At 41.6% G+C, this 18515-nt stretch carries 23 protein-coding genes; 2 read left to right on the top strand and 21 right to left on the bottom strand.

Going from position 1 to position 18515, the window contains the following annotated elements:
* Positions 1 to 123 precede the first annotated feature (123 nt).
* Positions 124 to 1347 (top strand): replication initiation protein, encoded by a 1224-nt coding sequence (locus WFK81_RS21280; RefSeq protein WP_336788386.1) that lies wholly within the window; start codon positions 124 to 126, stop codon positions 1345 to 1347.
* Between the two features lie 50 nt (positions 1348 to 1397).
* Here the strand turns inward: WFK81_RS21280 and WFK81_RS21275 are convergent, their stop codons facing one another.
* The 12 genes from WFK81_RS21275 to WFK81_RS21220 form a co-directional block, all read right to left on the bottom strand.
* A complete protein-coding gene (locus WFK81_RS21275; RefSeq protein ID WP_336788385.1) occupies positions 1398 to 2846 on the bottom strand; it encodes a DNA cytosine methyltransferase in 1449 nt (482 codons plus the stop codon).
* 107 nt (positions 2847 to 2953) lie between these two features.
* Positions 2954 to 3109 (bottom strand): hypothetical protein, encoded by a 156-nt coding sequence (locus tag WFK81_RS21270; protein WP_336788384.1) that lies wholly within the window; start codon positions 3107 to 3109, stop codon positions 2954 to 2956.
* A 1300-nt stretch (positions 3110 to 4409) separates the two neighbouring features.
* A complete protein-coding gene (locus WFK81_RS21265; protein WP_336788383.1) occupies positions 4410 to 4877 on the bottom strand; it encodes a hypothetical protein in 468 nt (155 codons plus the stop codon).
* A 210-nt stretch (positions 4878 to 5087) separates the two neighbouring features.
* Positions 5088 to 6221, bottom strand: a complete 1134-nt coding sequence (locus WFK81_RS21260) for a hypothetical protein (protein ID WP_336788382.1) — start codon at positions 6219 to 6221, stop codon at positions 5088 to 5090.
* A 331-nt stretch (positions 6222 to 6552) separates the two neighbouring features.
* Positions 6553 to 7077, bottom strand: a complete 525-nt coding sequence (locus WFK81_RS21255; protein ID WP_336788381.1) for a hypothetical protein — start codon at positions 7075 to 7077, stop codon at positions 6553 to 6555.
* Positions 7058 to 7246, bottom strand: a complete 189-nt coding sequence (locus WFK81_RS21250; protein ID WP_336788380.1) for a hypothetical protein — start codon at positions 7244 to 7246, stop codon at positions 7058 to 7060. The genes WFK81_RS21255 and WFK81_RS21250 overlap by 20 nt, the downstream gene beginning before the upstream one ends.
* A 411-nt stretch (positions 7247 to 7657) precedes the next feature.
* On the bottom strand, positions 7658 to 8287 hold the full coding sequence (locus WFK81_RS21245; RefSeq protein WP_336788379.1) for a hypothetical protein: 630 nt from the start codon (positions 8285 to 8287) through the stop codon (positions 7658 to 7660).
* A gap of 3 nt (positions 8288 to 8290) precedes the next feature.
* Positions 8291 to 9214, bottom strand: a complete 924-nt coding sequence (locus tag WFK81_RS21240; RefSeq protein WP_336788378.1) for an AAA family ATPase — start codon at positions 9212 to 9214, stop codon at positions 8291 to 8293.
* A gap of 3 nt (positions 9215 to 9217) precedes the next feature.
* The gene (gene radC / locus WFK81_RS21235; protein ID WP_336788377.1) at positions 9218 to 9919 is read right to left on the bottom strand and encodes a RadC family protein; all 702 of its coding nucleotides are present in this window, start codon (positions 9917 to 9919) and stop codon (positions 9218 to 9220) included.
* Positions 9920 to 10210: 291 nt separating this feature from the next.
* Entirely contained in the window at positions 10211 to 10786 is a 576-nt protein-coding gene (locus tag WFK81_RS21230) for a hypothetical protein (RefSeq protein ID WP_336788376.1), read from the bottom strand.
* A 4-nt stretch (positions 10787 to 10790) separates the two neighbouring features.
* A complete protein-coding gene (locus tag WFK81_RS21225) occupies positions 10791 to 11126 on the bottom strand; it encodes a hypothetical protein (RefSeq protein ID WP_336788375.1) in 336 nt (111 codons plus the stop codon).
* A 92-nt stretch (positions 11127 to 11218) separates the two neighbouring features.
* On the bottom strand, positions 11219 to 11440 hold the full coding sequence (locus WFK81_RS21220; RefSeq protein WP_336788374.1) for a hypothetical protein: 222 nt from the start codon (positions 11438 to 11440) through the stop codon (positions 11219 to 11221).
* 370 nt (positions 11441 to 11810) lie between these two features.
* Here WFK81_RS21220 and WFK81_RS21215 point away from each other — a divergent pair, with 370 nt between their 5' ends.
* Positions 11811 to 12527, top strand: a complete 717-nt coding sequence (locus WFK81_RS21215; RefSeq protein WP_336788373.1) for a hypothetical protein — start codon at positions 11811 to 11813, stop codon at positions 12525 to 12527.
* Between the two features lie 208 nt (positions 12528 to 12735).
* On the opposite strand, the gene WFK81_RS21210 is transcribed toward WFK81_RS21215, so the two are convergent.
* The 9 genes from WFK81_RS21210 to WFK81_RS21170 form a co-directional block, all read right to left on the bottom strand.
* Positions 12736 to 13926, bottom strand: a complete 1191-nt coding sequence (locus tag WFK81_RS21210) for a GAF domain-containing protein (RefSeq protein ID WP_336788372.1) — start codon at positions 13924 to 13926, stop codon at positions 12736 to 12738.
* 93 nt (positions 13927 to 14019) lie between these two features.
* Complete coding sequence (locus WFK81_RS21205; RefSeq protein ID WP_336788371.1) at positions 14020 to 15000, bottom strand: DNA cytosine methyltransferase; 981 nt, start codon at positions 14998 to 15000, stop codon at positions 14020 to 14022.
* Positions 15001 to 15200: 200 nt separating this feature from the next.
* Complete coding sequence (locus WFK81_RS21200; RefSeq protein ID WP_336788370.1) at positions 15201 to 15701, bottom strand: hypothetical protein; 501 nt, start codon at positions 15699 to 15701, stop codon at positions 15201 to 15203.
* Between the two features lie 191 nt (positions 15702 to 15892).
* Positions 15893 to 16165 (bottom strand): hypothetical protein, encoded by a 273-nt coding sequence (locus tag WFK81_RS21195; protein WP_336788369.1) that lies wholly within the window; start codon positions 16163 to 16165, stop codon positions 15893 to 15895.
* A 131-nt stretch (positions 16166 to 16296) separates the two neighbouring features.
* Positions 16297 to 16641, bottom strand: coding sequence for a hypothetical protein (locus WFK81_RS21190; protein WP_336788368.1), 345 nt, complete (start codon positions 16639 to 16641; stop codon positions 16297 to 16299).
* Positions 16642 to 16791: 150 nt separating this feature from the next.
* On the bottom strand, positions 16792 to 17067 hold the full coding sequence (locus WFK81_RS21185) for a hypothetical protein (RefSeq protein WP_336788367.1): 276 nt from the start codon (positions 17065 to 17067) through the stop codon (positions 16792 to 16794).
* A complete protein-coding gene (locus tag WFK81_RS21180) occupies positions 17067 to 17405 on the bottom strand; it encodes a hypothetical protein (protein ID WP_336788366.1) in 339 nt (112 codons plus the stop codon). The genes WFK81_RS21185 and WFK81_RS21180 overlap by 1 nt, the downstream gene beginning before the upstream one ends.
* Before the next feature lie 87 nt (positions 17406 to 17492).
* On the bottom strand, positions 17493 to 17723 hold the full coding sequence (locus tag WFK81_RS21175) for a hypothetical protein (protein ID WP_336775144.1): 231 nt from the start codon (positions 17721 to 17723) through the stop codon (positions 17493 to 17495).
* A 183-nt stretch (positions 17724 to 17906) separates the two neighbouring features.
* Entirely contained in the window at positions 17907 to 18293 is a 387-nt protein-coding gene (locus WFK81_RS21170) for a DUF4258 domain-containing protein (RefSeq protein ID WP_336788365.1), read from the bottom strand.
* Positions 18294 to 18515: the final 222 nt, after the last annotated feature.

Here is an 18515-nt window from a genome sequence, read left to right as displayed (position 1 = left end):
TTTTGTGTGGCATTTAATCAATTTCTGTACAAGAAAAAGATGCCACATGAAAAGGAGTAGATATAAACTACCAAATTCATCTATAATCACTTTGAACCTATGAAATTGAAGGAGGCGCGGCTGTTGACACAACAATTTCAATTGCAATTTGACTTTGAACCAGACCGCATCGCCGATCACTATATCGTTACCGAGTCTAATGCACTCATTGAAGCCCGTACAAACTTAGATATTTATGAAGAGCGGCTCATTTATATCCTGGCGTCTCAGATTAACCCCAATGATACTCATTTCCGAACTTGTTTCTTCCGTGTTAAGGATATTGCTGAGAAACTGGATCTCAAAGAAAAAAACTTCTACAAACGAATTCGTGAAATTATAGACCGCCTGCAATATAAACAGGTCATTATCGAAGATAAAGCAACAAATTCGACCCTAAAAGCTCAGTGGTTATCAGCTTCGCGCTACTATCACGGAAAAGGGACTATCGAACTTGAATTTTCGCAAATGCTCGGGCCTTATCTACTGGAGCTTAAGAATAACTTTACGAATTACAAGTTATGGAATGTCCTTTACCTTAAAAGCTTCTATTCATCAAAGCTCTACCGGTTGCTGAAGCAATACTTACCACTTGGAAAACGGAAATTTGCTACGCTTGCTGAGCTAAAAGCAAAACTCGAGATCGAAGAGGGTAAATACGTCCTCTATAGCCATCTAAAAAATCGGATTTTATTAAATGCGCAGCGTGAATTGGAAGAAAAAACGGATATCCGATTTACAATAGAAGAAATAAAAAACGGAAACAAAGTGGTTGGCGTAACCTTCCACATCTATCCCAATTCCCGCTCCCCACGGATCGGTCTTAATGATGAAGAATACATAGATAATGAATCCATCTTTTCACTCCTGGAACGCTTTGAAATCAATAAAAAAACAGCGAATGAATTACTTTACGCTTATGGTGAGGATCATATTCGTAACAATATCAAATATGTATTTGAGAAGCAGCGTAATGCGGAAATTGCTAATTTATCTGGTTATATCATAAGAGCAATTAAAGAAAATTACGCAGACGCCGAAAAGGTATATGCTCCGGAAGACGAAACCGACCGTACGACTTCTATCCCCCAATTGAATATACGGATCGCTAACAATATTTCTTTTTACGAACAATGTCTGAAAGAAGAGATTAAATCGAATCAAGAGGCGAAGCGGGAACTCACCGTTAACCTTATAAACGAAATAGAAAGAACGAACGATTATCGGAGAAAGCGGAATATGCGGCCATTATCCGCTGATGACCTTATTCACCCCCTTGGCAGAGAAGCATTTAATCGGACTTCATAGTATGCTTTATCTAGATAAAAAAGCCCTGCATAGATTGCAGGGCTTTTTCGCTAAATTAAAAATCCAATTTGTCCCGTCTGTTCTAACGTGAACCTCATCGGATCCATATGGGACATATCCGGCCTCACAGGTGACTTCAAATTCTTCTTCTCAGCAGCATGCCGGCGAAAGAAGACAGAAGCGATACTATTAGCCCAACTTCGAAGTACCCTTCCACATACACTTTGGCCAATCATTTCATAAATGCGATACATCGGAATATATTCCGGAAACTCGAATTCTTCTGGTATTGAGAAAATACGACGCAGCTCGCTTATCGTTAGAAATCTCCAGCTCTTCCGGTCTTCACTCAATACGTAAGAATTGCTCGCGGATTGTGACCGATATCGCCTTGGTATGCATTGCAACTCAAGAGCATCTCTATCCACAAAGGTTTTATCAATATTACGGTCTGCCCATGCATTATTTTTTTCAGCTTTCGATTGAAAGCTCTCCATCCACTTCTCAAGCGGTTTCCAGACATGCTCCGTGGATTTAGGGTCTAGAAACTCCTTCAGACGCTTTCTACGTACTGCAGGAGGCTTCGGAACGCGGAATAGATCAAAGTCTTCCTTATCCCGGAAAGATACCGCATAAGAGCGATCACGGTGAGCGATACTTCCGAAATCATAACTGTCTAAACGAATGGGTCCAATCTGGTATGGATACTCATGAGAAAGCAGCTCCTGCAGTTCCTGATACACCGAAGAATTATAAAAATTCGGTACATTCTCATAAAAGATAACACGAGGCTCTGCAGCATCTAATATCTTGTATGTGCCCAATATCAGATTGTCAAAATAGCCCTGATCCATATCCCCAATTTGAGAATGTTCGGAACAATCTAACGTTACTAAAGCCACATCTGCCTTGGTTATGGTATGACAATCTCTTAAATCTCCTTGGAACAAGTAGCTATGAGGAAAATTATGTTTCAACACACACGCGCTGTCATCCTCCATCTCTATTTCCATGGTAGGTGTAAAATAAGAGGATGCGCGAAACATTGCTGTGCCAATTCCAGAGCCAGCACAGATGGATAGCAGCTTTAACCGCTCATCATCTAATGTCTCAATCGTATCGGATTCAAATAACCGATAACGCAGAGGACGAACAATAACTCTCCCCTTTTCACCATCCCGATAAACACTAATTTCTATTTTATCCTGAATGCAAAGAACCTTTGCGAACTTATCTCCACTAGCATCAACCAGTGGACGCGGTTTACCGCTAATTCGGTTCATTCGTGATGATACGCTTACCCCATAGTCAGAATCAAGTTCTTTTCCATGCGGCGAATTTTGAATACTAATCGTCTTTTCTTCTTCATTAACATGAATAAAGAGATGATCACCTGGCTGGAAATTACTAGCTTCACAAATGAGGTGTTGAAGCCAGAGTCGCGGTTTTTCTCTCTTGCTACTGACGGTATAGACCTTCTTCAATAATAAATTTGACATTTTATGTTCGTCCTAAAGCGGATGAGAGATAGCCCCCTCAACTCGCTTTGAGGGACTTCCTCCTTCCGCTTTATAACGGTTATTAGTTTGTAATAATAGCCTTTACTCTAATTTTTACTTTTTAAAGACTTTGCAAACTCTTCAACTTTCGAAAGCTCTTTATCCTCATAAATCCAGTCTGCAGACATTGGAATGTAATAAACGTCGCCAAAAGACCAGTACTTAATCTTGTATCCGTTAATTACCTTAATAAATGTATGCAAAACCTAACCTCCTTTTTTAGAACACAAAAAAGAGACGGCAAAAAACAAACGGATCCCGTATGTTTTTCTAAACGTCTCATTGTTCGTACTCTTTATATATAGCTGAAAAAAGCTGCCCCTTCCCTGCTGTATCATGTAAGCAAGGAAAATTATTAATACTATGCAATGAAGAAATTATACCACTGCCGACAATTGGAATAAAGAAGTTATTACTTAAGAGATTACTTTCTCTTGTACTTACTTAATTCCAATACCTTCCTTAGAATGCTGTGGTCATTCTGTCCTTGTATGTATGAAACTGCTTATGGACCTTATTAATATTAAATAGTATTTAGAAAAAAACCACTTTGGGGGTCAGTCCCCTAACCAAAGTGGTGTTTTCTTGTTACAATGTAATAAAGAAGGAGAAATAGATATGGCGCTGCTTGCTGTAATGTGGGAAGAATATAAACAAAAAAATACCGGTCTGATTATTGTCGCATTACTTGCTCTATTCAATTTGTATATCGTATTGAATAATTAGGACACGATGAAAGCATTAAGATTATATTGGAGTACGAAGCATCAGCTAAAGGTTAGGTGTGTTGTTGGAGTAATGTTTTTCCAAATAATACTAACATCATAAAGGAGAGCAAAAGTTGTTTAAGTGGTTAAAGAAAGTGGGTTATGCTACTAGATTTGCTGTCAGCTTTATTAACGAATCTTTGAAAATGGCCTCAGCTGCTACTGAAGTTAGTAGGGTGTGCCTTATTTGTGGAAAGTCTACCATTCACATAAGAAATTCATACGGGAAAAGAAGATGTACTAGATGCGGTTGGACTAGTAAAATCCAGGAATAATACATATTGATTCACTACATCCGAGTAATCAGGTGGATTTATATTAAAGCAGCACCAAAAGCCCCGCATCACCTTTCAGTACTTCGGGGCTTTGTCATGCTATGTTCTGGCCTGTATAGCCTGTCAATTAGTCGCGGATCGCCTAATGGAAGTGCAACGCGAATCGTTGTCACACACGAGCGCTCGTGGGTTCGAGTTGCTTCCTCTCAGAAGACTGTCCCCGCATCCGCATAACGGATGGTGCGCACTACCGGAGTAAAGGTACGTCAAAGTAAAACTGAAGTCTAGCAATATCGAACCTATACTATCAGTTATTCCCCATTAACTTTACTATATACCTAGATGTAGATTTAGAAATAACAATGACAGATAAATCAATATACGCCTGCCATTTTTCATGGGCCAAATTTTCTTTATTCTATGAATCCTTTAGGAGAATGAGCTAGTTCATATACTTTTTCTTATACGGTTATCAAATGCCAAAGATCTTTAGGCTGAAGCGGGTCAGTTACATTCATCGTGCAGCCTATGATATGTTCAGCGGATCCGTACCAAATATTATCTTCATAAGATAGTTGGTATTTATCTTCTGTAAAAGTAAATTCGATTTTATTATCCGTTGCTAAGAGCCGTTCAAATTCGAAAGCTATTACCTGGTTGGCAACATCGATTGCTTCGACTTTTGCGCTCAGTAGTTCCTCACGGAGAGTTTGCAATCTTTTGATATCGAAAGTAACTCCTCTTTCCGTTGGTAAGGCGTAATAAGTAGATAAATGTCCTAACTCTGATGCCAAGGTCTTTACAACTGGATTATTTCCAACATCAAAAGCAGTACGGTATTCAGGATTATTAATACGTAAATCATGAAGGAGATCATCAAGAATATTGATTAAATGAATACAGTAAGATACTTTTATTTCAAATGACAATTATATACACCCGCCTAATTCATTGTGATACTTCCATGGTATATCGTTTGGGACGAAAAGCAAAATAATACGGTTCAAGTTATTGAAAGAACGAACTTAGAGGGAACGGAATCTATGCTTTCTATACCTGTCTTATATTAAAAACTTAAGTAATAAAAAAGGACCGCTAAAGCAGCTGCCACCAGCGGTCAAAATTAATCTACCAGAATTCTAAATTATAGTTGGTCCTATTAGATCGAAATGAATTTGTACATCATTGTATCGCTCCTCTAAAGCAGTTAGAGAACGAATGTTAAATGCTAATGCTTCTTCACTAGACATACCTCTTGATGCCGGTTCATCACCTGACCAAGCAAGAAGTTTACGGAAGATCCTCCCGTTGAGCCAAGAGCTGGAATCAGAAGAGAACCACCTATGTTGCAAAAGCAGCCTCATTGTACCCAGTCCAAGCGCATGAAAATTCTGATCTCCGAATCTCTCAAATATCTCAGCAAACATGAGCTCCCGTTGCTTGCGGCCGACAAAAACCGAACCCCCGATCGCAATAACTTCATGATCTTCCTCAACCAGCTGCTCAAGTACTTCCAGTGGGCTTTGCACATGGTAGATGGGTACCGGCCGCCGGCCGACAACCCGCTCCAAATGTAGCGTATTAAGCCGTGTCTTCTCCGAATCACCTATGACATCACAGGTTAAATACTGATAAATCACATCGGAGTGCCGTTTAACAAAGTCAGCATAATCATCGAGATCAATCGGCTCAAGCTTCCTACCTCGCTTCTCTGCTTCAGCAATCGTCTTGGCTCCTGGATCGAGCATCACACACCTATATCCAAACCCGAGGTCACGTAGATGCTTCTTCCACTGAGCTGATTGGTCGCAACGGATATTTACGTAATTAAGTAAGACAAAGGTGCCCCCATTCTCCTTAACAATACGAATATCATCCGGACCTTTACTTACTCCACTGAAGAAATAGCGTAGGCCGCGTAGACTAAGCCGTACCGCCCCTGTTTTCGTTTCTGTCACTTTACAGATATCACTTACAATCGCCTTAAGGAGCCCAGCTAGGGCGCTTGAAAAGGCATGTATTTTCATCAGTGCCTTGAGCGTTGTCACACGTCGGTAAAACAGCATAGTTAGTGCCTTACGCATACTCTTGCGTGAAATCCGAATCGGACGGACTCCCTTCTCTGTGGTGATATAGATGGAAGCGGGTGTTACTTTTTGAATCGTATTTGGGCGATTCTCTTTAATCGTATAAAAGATGTATCCTGCTTTCCCATACAATCGGAAAAACGATCGTTCCTTCTTCTCGGCTTTTGCTGTGAAAAATAGGTTCATGGTATTTATCGCTCTTAGAATGAAAGCGGGAAAGCCCCGCTGTACATTCCAGCGGAGCTCCCCTCCTGGATTAAATTTAATGAACAATTAGCTTTTGTTGACTCTTTCTATTGCTTCTGAGCAGCTGCCCGCTTACTACTGTCCCTGGACAACTAATCTCAATCTCTTTCAATGAAGGCGATTGCCCCGAGTACAGCTTAACGATGCCCAAGCCATGACAATCAGAACAATCGTAAGTGATGCACTCGTCATTGGGTGTTGCCATTTTGTATTACCTCCTAACGGCTGAAGCTCTCGCTACAGCATGTTATCTTCTTCTTCGTCCTATCATTTACCGCACAAGTGCATAAGGAATCGTCTGCAAGTCTTCGCTATTTCTATTAGGTTTACTTTGAGTGCGGCCGGCTGCCCGGCGTTTCTCTATACAAACAACGACATCTTGAAAACCACGCCGGGAGTATAGATCACCCCATTTATGGCTAATGCGATACTGTAATTCTAATTCCCGCTGCTGCGCTTCAGCCTCCCAAAAGCCAACAGCTTTCGTGAATACGCAGTCATAATGCAAATAATACCAACCGCCGTCTTCGCATCCTCCATACTTACGCGATACCATGTAGACATTAACCCATACACCAAGACCGAAAAGGCTCGTGAAGAAGTTCCATGGCCAAGTCAGAACGTACAACCAATCGATTGGAGCGCTGGGTGGGATCATATCTTCCGTACCCAGCTTTTCAATCTCTTTTCCTGACGCTTCGACTTTACGTATAACTGCTCTTGACTGCTCTTTCTGGTGCTGGGCTTTTTCTATTTCCTCAATAGCGGCGAACAAATCAATTTGTTCTACGTTCATCAAGCATATCTCCCCTCACTTGGTCATCTACAACGACATATTCGATAACTTGGCTGATGAACAGATCGTGAAGGAGAGGCTTATACCGGCGCATGCCATTTTTGTTCTTCCGGAAGTTGTATATATTCCGCAAAATCAGAATGCTGCCAAGTACACGGTATCCCCACAAGTGGATTCCTCTGTAGGGGATGATTTTACCCTTACGCTTAGAGGATTGGAATGTAAAAGTCTGTGCCAAAAGGACTTGATCCGGATAGCCTTTTTAAATTTCCGTATTGCATCCATTAGTAATCGATAAAACTTACGCTCGCTACAAGAGTAGTAGAAAAGCATGGGATTATGATGAAGGGTATAACTGCCATTCTTTCGCCGTTGGACGATAAAATAGCGATTCAAATAACGCCCAAAACACATCGCCCGTAAACTAGGCAACAATGCTGCTAACGGAAATATGCCAAACAATATAAGAAGGATGGCGATAAGCGAAATAATGCCAATCCATAGGTAAAATACCCAATCATTCATCGATTAACCTCCTATTTTTTACGAATAAAGAAGGAATAACATTTTCCTTCACCTTTTAGGCCACGACATCGACTTGAAGCTCAGATTTTTTAAGCACTTCTGCCACGAAGTACTGTGTCTGAGGTGCATCAAATGCTTCAATGGACTCTGCATTATCGATATAGACGGGGTAGGTTTTCTTCTGCACCTTGTTTAAAAGACCCGCTATTTCGATCGAGCAACGAATTTTTTCTGACGTAGACAACGATGAGTATTCTGTACCCGCTTCCCCGTACGTTAAGGTAAAGTCGAGCATGATTTCCCCTGTTCCTTCTGCATACTTAAACAACTGGATTTTCGCCAGATTTAAGAAGCTATTCACAAGGGAAACTTGCATCTCTACGTACTGCAACATGAAATTTTTCAATGCTTGTACGCAGGCTTTCTTCTCGTCGATTTCTGATGTCGTCTCGCCATAAATCTCATGTTGCTTGTCCAAGTCTTTAGCCATTTCGAGCTTATGGGCCCGATCTTTTACGAGAGCAGCAAGTTCATCAACCTCTGCTTGCTTCTCCGCGATAATGGCTTCCCGCTCCACGATATGCAAGCGTAAAAGCTCCTCATTCTCCTTTGTCTTCCATTCCAATTCCTCCGCCAAAACATACCCTTGAGCTCTGAGCTGCTCACACTGCTGTTTAAGTTCCAACAATCATGCATTTCGGTTTTCGAACTCTTGCTGCGCTTCAGTAATCGTATGCTTGCGATGGCACGTTGGGCACGTATCACCGGCTCTTGGAAGCGGGCTTGCTTTCAGCTTTTTAAATTCACTATTGCGCTCATCAAATTGGTATCGCAGCTCGGCCTTTCTTTCTAGGAGCGGGTGGAGATCATGTTGAAAGGACGGCTTGCTGCCGGCTAAGAAAGAAGAAAAAGCCCCTTTCATTTCCTGCAGCCGCCTTTCATCCTCTCTCACTACACGCATTGGTACCGAGATTAAAGAATGGATACGCAAATATTGAATGGCGCCTTCTACGTTTAATAAAACGGCTTCAAGCTCCGAAATCTCGCTGCGCAATCGCTTCATCGCATGATCCGGATTCACCATCTCAAGCGATTCAATACGAATTTGATCCTCTTCGTCTAACTGAGCTACCACATCTTCATTGTTTAGCTTTGGCAGCATCGAAATGAGCAAGTTACGCGCCTTGGAAGGCTCATTAACAGCAAACCTTCCAAAATAGCCAGGGATGAAAATGCTAAGAAAAAGCTCCATAGATCCAAGTAAGGAGTCGAATTCGGCTTGCTTTGTCTTATTGCCGTTGAGGAACACGGAAGTTGTATCCCCTTTGCGTATTCGGCAAAAGCTATTGACGGAGATTTCGCCACCTTTACCTGGCAGTTCCACCTCGACCACGACTTTTGTTTCCTTAGCATGAGGGTTCTTCAGTTTCTCGTATATCCCTTTTGTCCTCCCCGAAAGATCGCAGCCATAAAAGCACCATGCGATCGATTCCGAGATTGTTGTTTTCCCTTTTCCATTACCACCGCTGATCCGATTCACTTGACCAAAGGTAAAGGTTCGCTTTGTGCGATGCAACTTAAACCCTGTGATTTCAGCAGATAGGATCCTCATTGCTTATGCCGTCCCCGCGGTTGGTGCTGGACAAAAATGTCCATGTTCCTTCATGCTAAGGCATGTTTGTCCAACAATGATATGATCGAGCAGCTCGATCCCAACTACTTCTCCTGCTTCAGCTAGTCGTTGTGTAAGATGAATATCCTCAGGAGAAGGTGTAGGGTTACCACTTGGATGGTTATGAGAAACGATGATGGATGCTGCACCTCTACGAATAGCGGCTTTAAATACCTCGCGCGGATGAACGAGTGAGGCATTTAAGGTGCCAATAGAAATCGTTTCTCGCCCGATGACGGAATTCTTTGAATTGAGAAAGAGCACCACGAAATGTTCTTTATCCAGCTCCCGTAGATCACTTACAACATTAAAGACGTCTTGTGGATAACGTATGATTACATCTTCTGATAAGCTCTTCCTCATTAATCGCCGGCCTAATTCCATCACACTCATGAGATGAAAGCTTTGCTTCTCATTTAATCCATACGTGGTGGAAATCTCAAATTCCGAAAGAGATGCAAGCTGATGCAATCCATTTTGAAGGAGATCGTCAGCTACCTCAGAAAGAGACCGATTTCGAATGAGTGGCTCTAGGATACTTATGATCAATTCTTTATTGGAAAGAGCCCCTGAGTTGCAGCACGAGTAATAGTTGCTCCGTACCTCTTGTACTGCAGATTTATTTATCATATTGACATAGTTCATATGAATTTCCCCCTAAGTTTTATGATGATATAAAAAAAGGGCGCATCAGCGCCCTTCCTAAACCGTTCAATCTATTTCCGTGAGCTGAGTTGCCCGATTACTGTGCAATTCTTCAGCGTACCACTGGATTTAGAAAGTCGGTCACACTTCATCAATAAAAGCTTTTGTTGTATTGTCATACGAATACGCCCATACGGATTGCCAGAGGAAGCCCCTGGTCAATCGTAGAGGGGCTTCCTCCTCACATATTATGGTTTGTTTAAACCTTCCAATTACCTTGTTCCGGTTAGCTTATCCGGCAGCTGCGGTTAGATCGAACAGGATTTGATCGTCCGGTCGTTCCCGTCCTAACAAATTATTGCTTAACTCCTCGAGCCAAATCGAATACCGTTTATGTTGGATCGCTTTCATCTTTTCCTTGCATCGGACTTCAAAATGGTACAAGCCTGATCGGATGGGATAGAAAGAGAACCGATGCGGGTTATCTTCTTTGGTCCATATTTTTGGCGAAGTCTCCTTATATCCATATAAGGAGCGGAAATCAGTTGCACCGATGACCGCTTGCATCCAGTAAACGCTGACCGGTGCGTACTGGCTCATGGTAAAAAACCAATCTGCCAGCAGCCGGTCGAAAGCATTTTTATCCGTATGACCGGATGGATGCTCCCAGCGGATCCAAAGAAATGAACATTCCTTTGTACTGAGCTGAGGCCTATACTCCACACGCATGATATGTTCGCCGACGGAGCGGGACCATTCATGACGCTTAGTTGGAGCGGGACGGAGACAAAGCTGTTCTAGAGCGTTGCTTAAGCGATCTAATGACAACTCAATGCACCATTTGAACGCAATATATTGCAGTTCCATTGAATCACGCTCCTAACTTAATCCCTTGGCCAATCGTTGCACCAAGCGGATAAAGTCCCCGATGTTTTCTCCCAGCAGCTAAAATCGCCGCATCACTTGCCTCAAATCCTTCTTCTTGCAGTTGCTCGTTAATCTGAGCACTCCAAATGAAAAATTCTGCTGGCGTAAGGTCCATAATATTGGTGGGAACGAAATAACGAGCGTCTTCTACTTTGATTAAACCGTCTCCTGTGAGGGAATAAATGGTATCGCCGTAGCTTCGAGCGAATTCAAGATTTTCACTCATCCTAGTTTCAAAACCGCCTAAGTTGAGTAGTAAAATAGCTTTCTTCTTTTTCATTCCTAATTTCCTCCTATGACTTCCCCGCTCCTGGGGAAGTGAATAAATTTCCCCGGTATAGCGGTTTGTCATGATCAGATGAAGGAATATCCTTATCCTGCGGTTGCATTACTCCAATAGGTGACTTCTCGTACATGTCCAGCATAGCCATTATCCAGCTTAAAATAGCAGGCAGACTTGCGTAGGATCGTACCAGATAAACCATTGGATAGCTTTACTTTTGTCTTGCCGCATTGGAGGCGCCAAGCGTTACTCTCATGCAGCAATGTACCTTCTTCCTCTTGATGAAGAATCAATTGTAATATTGCTTTCATCCTCTGGAACAGATCAATCGACTCCTTTTCTCGGAACAACGCAAAAAAAAGCACTAAAAAAGACATACGAGTCCCGTATGACTTAAATGTGCTTAATGGCTGAACCTATACGTAATGGCTGTTAAACAGCTTCCCCTTCCCTGCTGGAACAATAACGGCAAGGATAAATAAATAGATACTTAGAATAGCTTTAGTATACAGGAAAGAGTTGGAATAATAAAGAGTTATGTTGTCTAATGGAGGGATAATCAAACTGAGGACTTCATGATTCATTTCCTCACTTTATATGTATTTCAACGATCCAGTATTTACCTTGATCAGTCTTTTGTCGATATATTAGATATAGAACAAAAGACAAGGGGGAAGAAATTTGATTAGTGATAAGATACTGGGCTATATCCAAGAGGACGACGCGGATCAATTTATGTTAGAGAGCAGGTTTGAAGAAAATCTTTACATTCGTGAAGTATTACACAAGGTCTATGAATGTAATGCTTTCCGGATCTATGATCGGTTAATTAAAGAGGGGTTTAAAAATAATGAAAGACTTTTTGACGATACAGAATATGAAAATAGTTTCGGGGAAACAACAAATGCTTATGGCAAAGTGAAGAAATTTACAGTATTGTCTTATACCTTAAGAAAAAAACAATACTCTTTTCTGACTCGATCTATTTGCCAGGGCGCTCCTCTTGAATTTATTCGTGTGGGGCATGAGGATAAATTTCGATTACCTAATGATACTAAAACAACTCAATTTCAGTTGCATCTAAATTTATTGGGTATAATTTTTGAGGGATTTAGGTATACGAACGAACATATTTATTTTTATCATACTGACTTAGATGAGTTGGAAAAACTGTATCAATTACTTGAGTTAATTAAAAAAATTCACTCCATTGACGACGATAGCTATATTATTAAAGAGCTGCAGCATATACCCACAAAAACTACTTTGAAGTACTCCATTAGTGACTATAAAAGGGAATTAGGCATCGCTAAAATTAGATTCAATCAAATGTATCTTGATAAAGAAGACCATTTAAGGAGAAATAACTTAATAAGGCAACTACTTAACGTATTCTAAATATTAAGTAACCGCACCTGCCTTATTACAGACGCGTTTACTTAAATGCAAAAAAAATAAAAAATTGGCAGCCAGGATCAATCCTGACTGCCAATTGTACAACTTACGTTTTATTTATGCCTTCGTTTTGATGGATATGATTCCTTGAGCAGCTTCAACGTTAGCAAGAATCTTGCGAAGACGATCATCGGAACCCATCATACTATTTTCATTGATTTTCTTCAGCTCGTTTGTGAGACCTGCCAGATTGCTCTTTTTGTTGAATAACTCGACCAAGAACTTCATACTCATCACCACCGGGTTGGATTAAATTTGAGAACTCGAGCAGCAAGCCTAATTGAATAATATTCAGGTACCTAGAAATATTGTCAACATCAGCTTCACTTACTTCGTTTTCCATTTGAGAGGAGACCACTACAATTCCAATGACTTCACTGCCATTAATAATTGGTACCCCTACAATGCTATTATAACGCCTTTCTCCTTTTTTAACAATGATGTCAGCTGCTTGCTTATGAATATCCGTAAACAATTTGGTTGTTCCCTCTTCCCATACACGTCCGACAAACCCTTCCCCCTTGGAGAATTGGAGTATACCAGAGAGATTACTCCCGCTTCTACACTCACCAACTAAAGTCATGTTATCTGCCTTATAGTTTCGAATGAAAATATACGCATGCTTATTATTCTCGTTATTAATTGTCGTACTACAGATTTCAGCACAGACTTGACTCATGAAACGAATTAAACGGTCAGCATCATCTTTACCTGTTGTAAAAGCTTGGGCCGCCATAATAAAGGCTTTACCAATAAGGTTGTCAAGATTGTGGACTAACCGTCTATCACGCATCGTAATACTGATTGCTTCTTTTAACTCCCGTATGTAACCTACAAAGTCCTTGTTGATCTTCTCCGAATCTTGCAATTTCTTTTGTAAATCAGAAATAGCTTCATCTTTATTCACCAGTTTATATTTTACTTCCGCATAAGAAGAATGAAGGAAGTTAGGAAGCCAGGAGTACAATGGACCTTTTTCCTTTTCACGACTACAAATCCATAGCGCCCATTTACCGATAGAATGCTTTATCCCAATGATCGTGAAAACGGTAACTAGTACGGCTAAAAAGAACGTTTTGTTATTATATGTAATGGGAACAGTAGACGTAGGAGTAACCGTAGTTTTCGCAATAAAGAAATAATTCCATATGCCATAAACTCGTTTAAAACACCATGTAAACAGCCCAGGAAAAACTGTGTCTAAGGTTGCATTCGCACCTGCCATGGTGAAAATGAGGATCACAGAAACGAGTAATCCGGCCGTGAATAGTTTTAAACTATACCATCCCTTATCCCGTTGTGAAGCTGGTACCGGATCCGTTGCCAAAGGTGTTCCACTCATTGCTATACCTTCTTTCTGACTTTGTCTTCTAACATATTAACGTAATTTCCTATTAAGTAGAATACTCGGTGATAGCAAGATATCTTCTTATATTCAAATAAGAGAGTGAGATTTGATTTGTTTGTCCATCTGACTGGCCAAAGCCTTCGCTACTTGATAAGCAATTCCATTTCCCACAATGCGATATTGGTGGCTTAGCGGTACTTCAGCAGGAATAATAAAATCATCAGGGATAGACATCAGCCTAAGCCCTTCTCTCACCGTAATCCGCCGCGGCTCGCTCGGAAATAAGTGTTCACGCCCATCTTTCGAAATATGCGCAGTTATGGTAGGACTAGGAGAATCCCACTGCAGCCGGCGCATTCCCCTCCACTGAGAGCGTGGGTGCTGAATCACATCAATAATCCTCTGAGGCGTGGGACTTTCCCAGGTCGCGACGTGATTAGGAAAATCGCCTAGCACTCGCTGACGCGAATGTGCAGTCGTAGGCGCCGGTAGATCGCCGATCGCTTCCCTAACGTTTATTTGTGCAGCTGCTGGAGCGGGAAAATCAAACGTGAATCCTAGATCCTTCCGAATCCCAGCAACAAACACTCGCTTCCTAAACTGGGCAACACCGTAGTCTGCTGCATCCAGGGTTTTAAACGACACATTATAGCCTGCACTATCAAAGGCTTCGACCAGGCGCTCGAGTGTTTCTTTATGACGTACCGATAGATTAGATACATTTTCAAAAAGAAAGAATTTCGGGCGCTTTGTTTGAATGAGCTTATAGTACACCCAGATGAGATGACCAGTTTCCCCGCTCTCTCCGTTATTCCGCCCATTAGACGAAAAATCGATGCATGGCGGTCCGCCAATGTAGCCGTCGGACTCGGGAATCTCACTGGGATCGATATTCTGGATATCGCCAACCTTTATATGGTCACCTATGTTTGCTCGATAGCAAGCAGCTGCTGCAGGGCTAAGTTCATTTGCCCAGATGATGTCAAAGTATTGCTTAAAGGCATAATCAAACAGACCACCGCCGGCGAACAGCGAGCAAATTTTTAACTTATAGGATTGATCAAACATTTATAGTCCTCTATTCAAGTGAGCTCACAGCTCACAAGAGGACAACCGAAAGGGTGAAGCGCCCGGGCCGCATCACCTGCACTATCCGAAAAGGGGATGAATACCCGCCCTTCTCTCACGCTTCAGTTTTAAGAGGTACTTAAGAATCGGAACCGCTCAAGTAAGTGAACTTACTGTGGCAAGGAGCTGCGCCGTATCCCTCAACCCGTTACGGGAAATGTTTGTCGTTTCCTTTCTTCTCGCTTTTCCTTTAATGCTTCAAAGTGGGGAGAATCACGAAAACGATCACGATCTTCCACCGCGCACTTAAAATCGTTCTGGAAGCATCCCGCTTCCCCGTAATACTCACATTCCATACAGATGTTCTCAATAAACCGATCTGCTTCACGGACTTCGATCAGAAACGTCTTTTCAAGGCTCACAAGCCCATAGAAACGGTTTTGTCTATCCAGATTGCTTATGACGCTTCCCTTTTCAATAGCAAGCACAAAGCGCTCCTCATGGCTCTCCGCGTAAGAAGTCTTCAACGGTATTGGTGCCTTTCTGCCGTCTAAAAAGCCTTTGTTAAATAAATCGGTTTTTCGAGGAGCATCAACGGGCAGGAAAAAGTGTGTATCCTCGGCATGGATTAATTCCTGCAGCTTCAGATATTTCTTTCCTTTACTATTTACGTGGACTTCCAATGGTCTTGGTTTTGGCATAAAGCCTATCTCCCTATCCCCCCGCTGCACCGGAGGGTCATTTATCATAACCACCCATGCAGGGGTAAATAGGTAAGTACTTATTCGGAGTGGAAGCAGGATAGTAGTCTGTAAGTCTACCGATCACACTGAATCCATTTCGATTTCAATAGCTCGGATGTACTTGCAATTTCATGACAAAGACGGGCAAATCAATCTCTACATCTTTGTCTGAAGTACGTCTGTAGTACTTCCATTCGAATATCCATCGGAATAACACTGTAATCGAAATCGCCGTGGACTTCCCATAAAACGAGTTCTTTATGGTCGATACAACCGTCATCTTCCGAAAATGGCACAAGTCGGCCGACAATACACTCATTGGTTACGGTTATAGACCTAAGCTCTCCCCCGCCCTCTATAAGAAGTTCTGCCACCATGCAATGTCCACCGGTGTTAATTAATACATTACCAATGATCTTCATCGTCATGTTTCCTCCTAGTAACCATCAATGTGATCTAAATATTGAAAAGGGAGCCATAAATCAGCTCCCTGCCCCAATAACTCTTAATTTCATGAAGCATTGGTTGCCTTCAATATTCCATACGTGAATTATTAATCCTCATCGATTAATTTCACGGACAATACCGGATTTCCATGAGCATCCTTCTGCTGCAAAGCTAATACTGAGAACTCATGGATCTCTCCGTCATATGTAAATTCGATACGATCCTCATTGCTGAATTTGAGCTCATGCCTAAGCTTGAGGAGGAAATCAGCAATGCGATACATTAATGAGGATTCTTCTTTCTTACTCCGCTTGATAAATTTCCAAACGGATTTAGTCAAATGCACTGGTAAGGGGATGCCAATTGTAGAGGAAAAAGGCGTGATATCAATCAAATCACCTTTTAACAGGGACTCATTACGGTTGTATCCGTGTTCTTGAATGTTGTTCATCGTGACACTCTCCTATTACGAGTTTGAATTACCAATTTGGAAGCGGGTATCAATAAGGGTGAACACCTATTTCCATGACTGTGATTCCAGGAACACTGTGGTCACCTGGATAAACTACAGCATACAAATCAAAGGTTTCCCGCTTTCCGTTCATAATGGAATCAATCGCTGCTTATAGCCGTTAAAATCAATATGATTAGAAAAAAGATATAGAGTGACCTCGGTTTCTTGCGTCTCCAAAAGATAGAATTGGTCGGCGTTGATTAGATGACCGGCCGATAATTCATAACCAATATGGGAAATAAGCACCTCGGTTGAAGCTACTCCAATTTCCGCCATCACTTTAGCGAAGAGCTCTTCTTCATCAGGGTTCTCTACTGCACCATGTTCATTGTAGAAGAACGTGAAAGCCACCTTCGCAATCATTAGCTGACCCCCCGCTTACTTGTACGTATGTTCTTCATAGCACCAGTGTTAGAAGGACAATCAGCTTTCACTCCTATTCTTTTCGCGGGCTTAATATCGTGGATCCCAAGCTTAAATGGAACATTGTGCTTGAGAAAGAGTTCTAAAAGTTCTTTTTCATACTCATCGGCTAGACTTCTAGGTTTAATTTCTTTCCCACGTCCACCAACGATGACAATAATCGGATTGCTTTTGACAACATCGAAAAAGATGGTCTCATGATGCCCATTCCGCTCCACTACCGCGCAGCCACCACAAAGCAGACTTTGATTTAGCTGGATCGATACCTTTTTAATCATTCAAATTTCCTCCTTAAACGCAAAAAAGAAGACGTCCTAAGAGCGTCTTCTAATTTCCGTGTTATATGATTTTGATCATCCTAGCGATTATTGCTGCGGAATGAAGTCTTGCAAGGTAAAGGTCTGTTTTAAGTCATGAAGTGAGACTTGAACATCCCCTATGACACGAAGCTTTGCCAGATATTTTGCATATCCCGCAATAAAAGCACCATCACCTAGCAAAATCTGATCATTATCCTTACAATTGCACGTTTGAGCAGGTACATCGGTTACAACCAATACACCACCATCGTACTTGCGTTCGCTTTGAATATGCATCGTTCGAATTTCTCCTTCACACCGGTCACAGCGAGACATCTTCATCCCTCCTATGACCTTATTTTATCATGCTCTTTGAAATGCTCCAAACATTTGGCTTACATACTATATATCAGCTTAGTCGCAACAAACCATAATCCAACCAGCCAAAATAAGATGATAAAAGCCTTGTCTTTTTTACCTTTAGTCGGCATTCGAAATTCCCCCTGGAATGTGCTTAATATAGCGCTCGCGGTCTGCAGGGAATACAGTCTTAATAATGAACCGGGTTGCGGTTTTGATTAAGACGATCACCACACAGTAATTACCTGAGACGGCTGGTCCAATAATAGTGCGTTCAGCTTCTGGATTACGACCCCGATCACCTGAATCATATCCCTCTACAATGTGTCCATGTGAAATCGCCCAAAAGATATCAAGTTCGTCAAATACACGATCCGGATAATCTTTATTTTGAAGACGATCATTTATGTAATGAGGGGATATGAGGGTAAGGTAGCCATCCTGCCGATTAACGCCTTTACGTATGCATTCAATTTCCTGTGGCCAGTACGCTTTCAAATGGTCCACTTCCTATTGCTCCCTTCTGTCTAAAATAGACAAAAAAATAGCCCCGAATGCTAAAAAAGACATGTCCAAATAAACTTTGGAATGCTTTTCTGCTTCGAGGCTACACTTTTAATTGTTACCGAAACGGCAACGCTCCTTCTCTGCTGAATAGGTGACGGCAGAGATCATTAATAAGTTAATTAGAATATATTCAGTATAGCGAAATATTGGTAAATGGGCAAT

Source organism: Paenibacillus sp. MMO-177, from assembly GCF_037147795.1.
Taxonomy (GTDB): domain Bacteria; phylum Bacillota; class Bacilli; order Paenibacillales; family Paenibacillaceae; genus Pristimantibacillus.
This window is presented reverse-complemented; position numbering and strand designations above follow the sequence as displayed.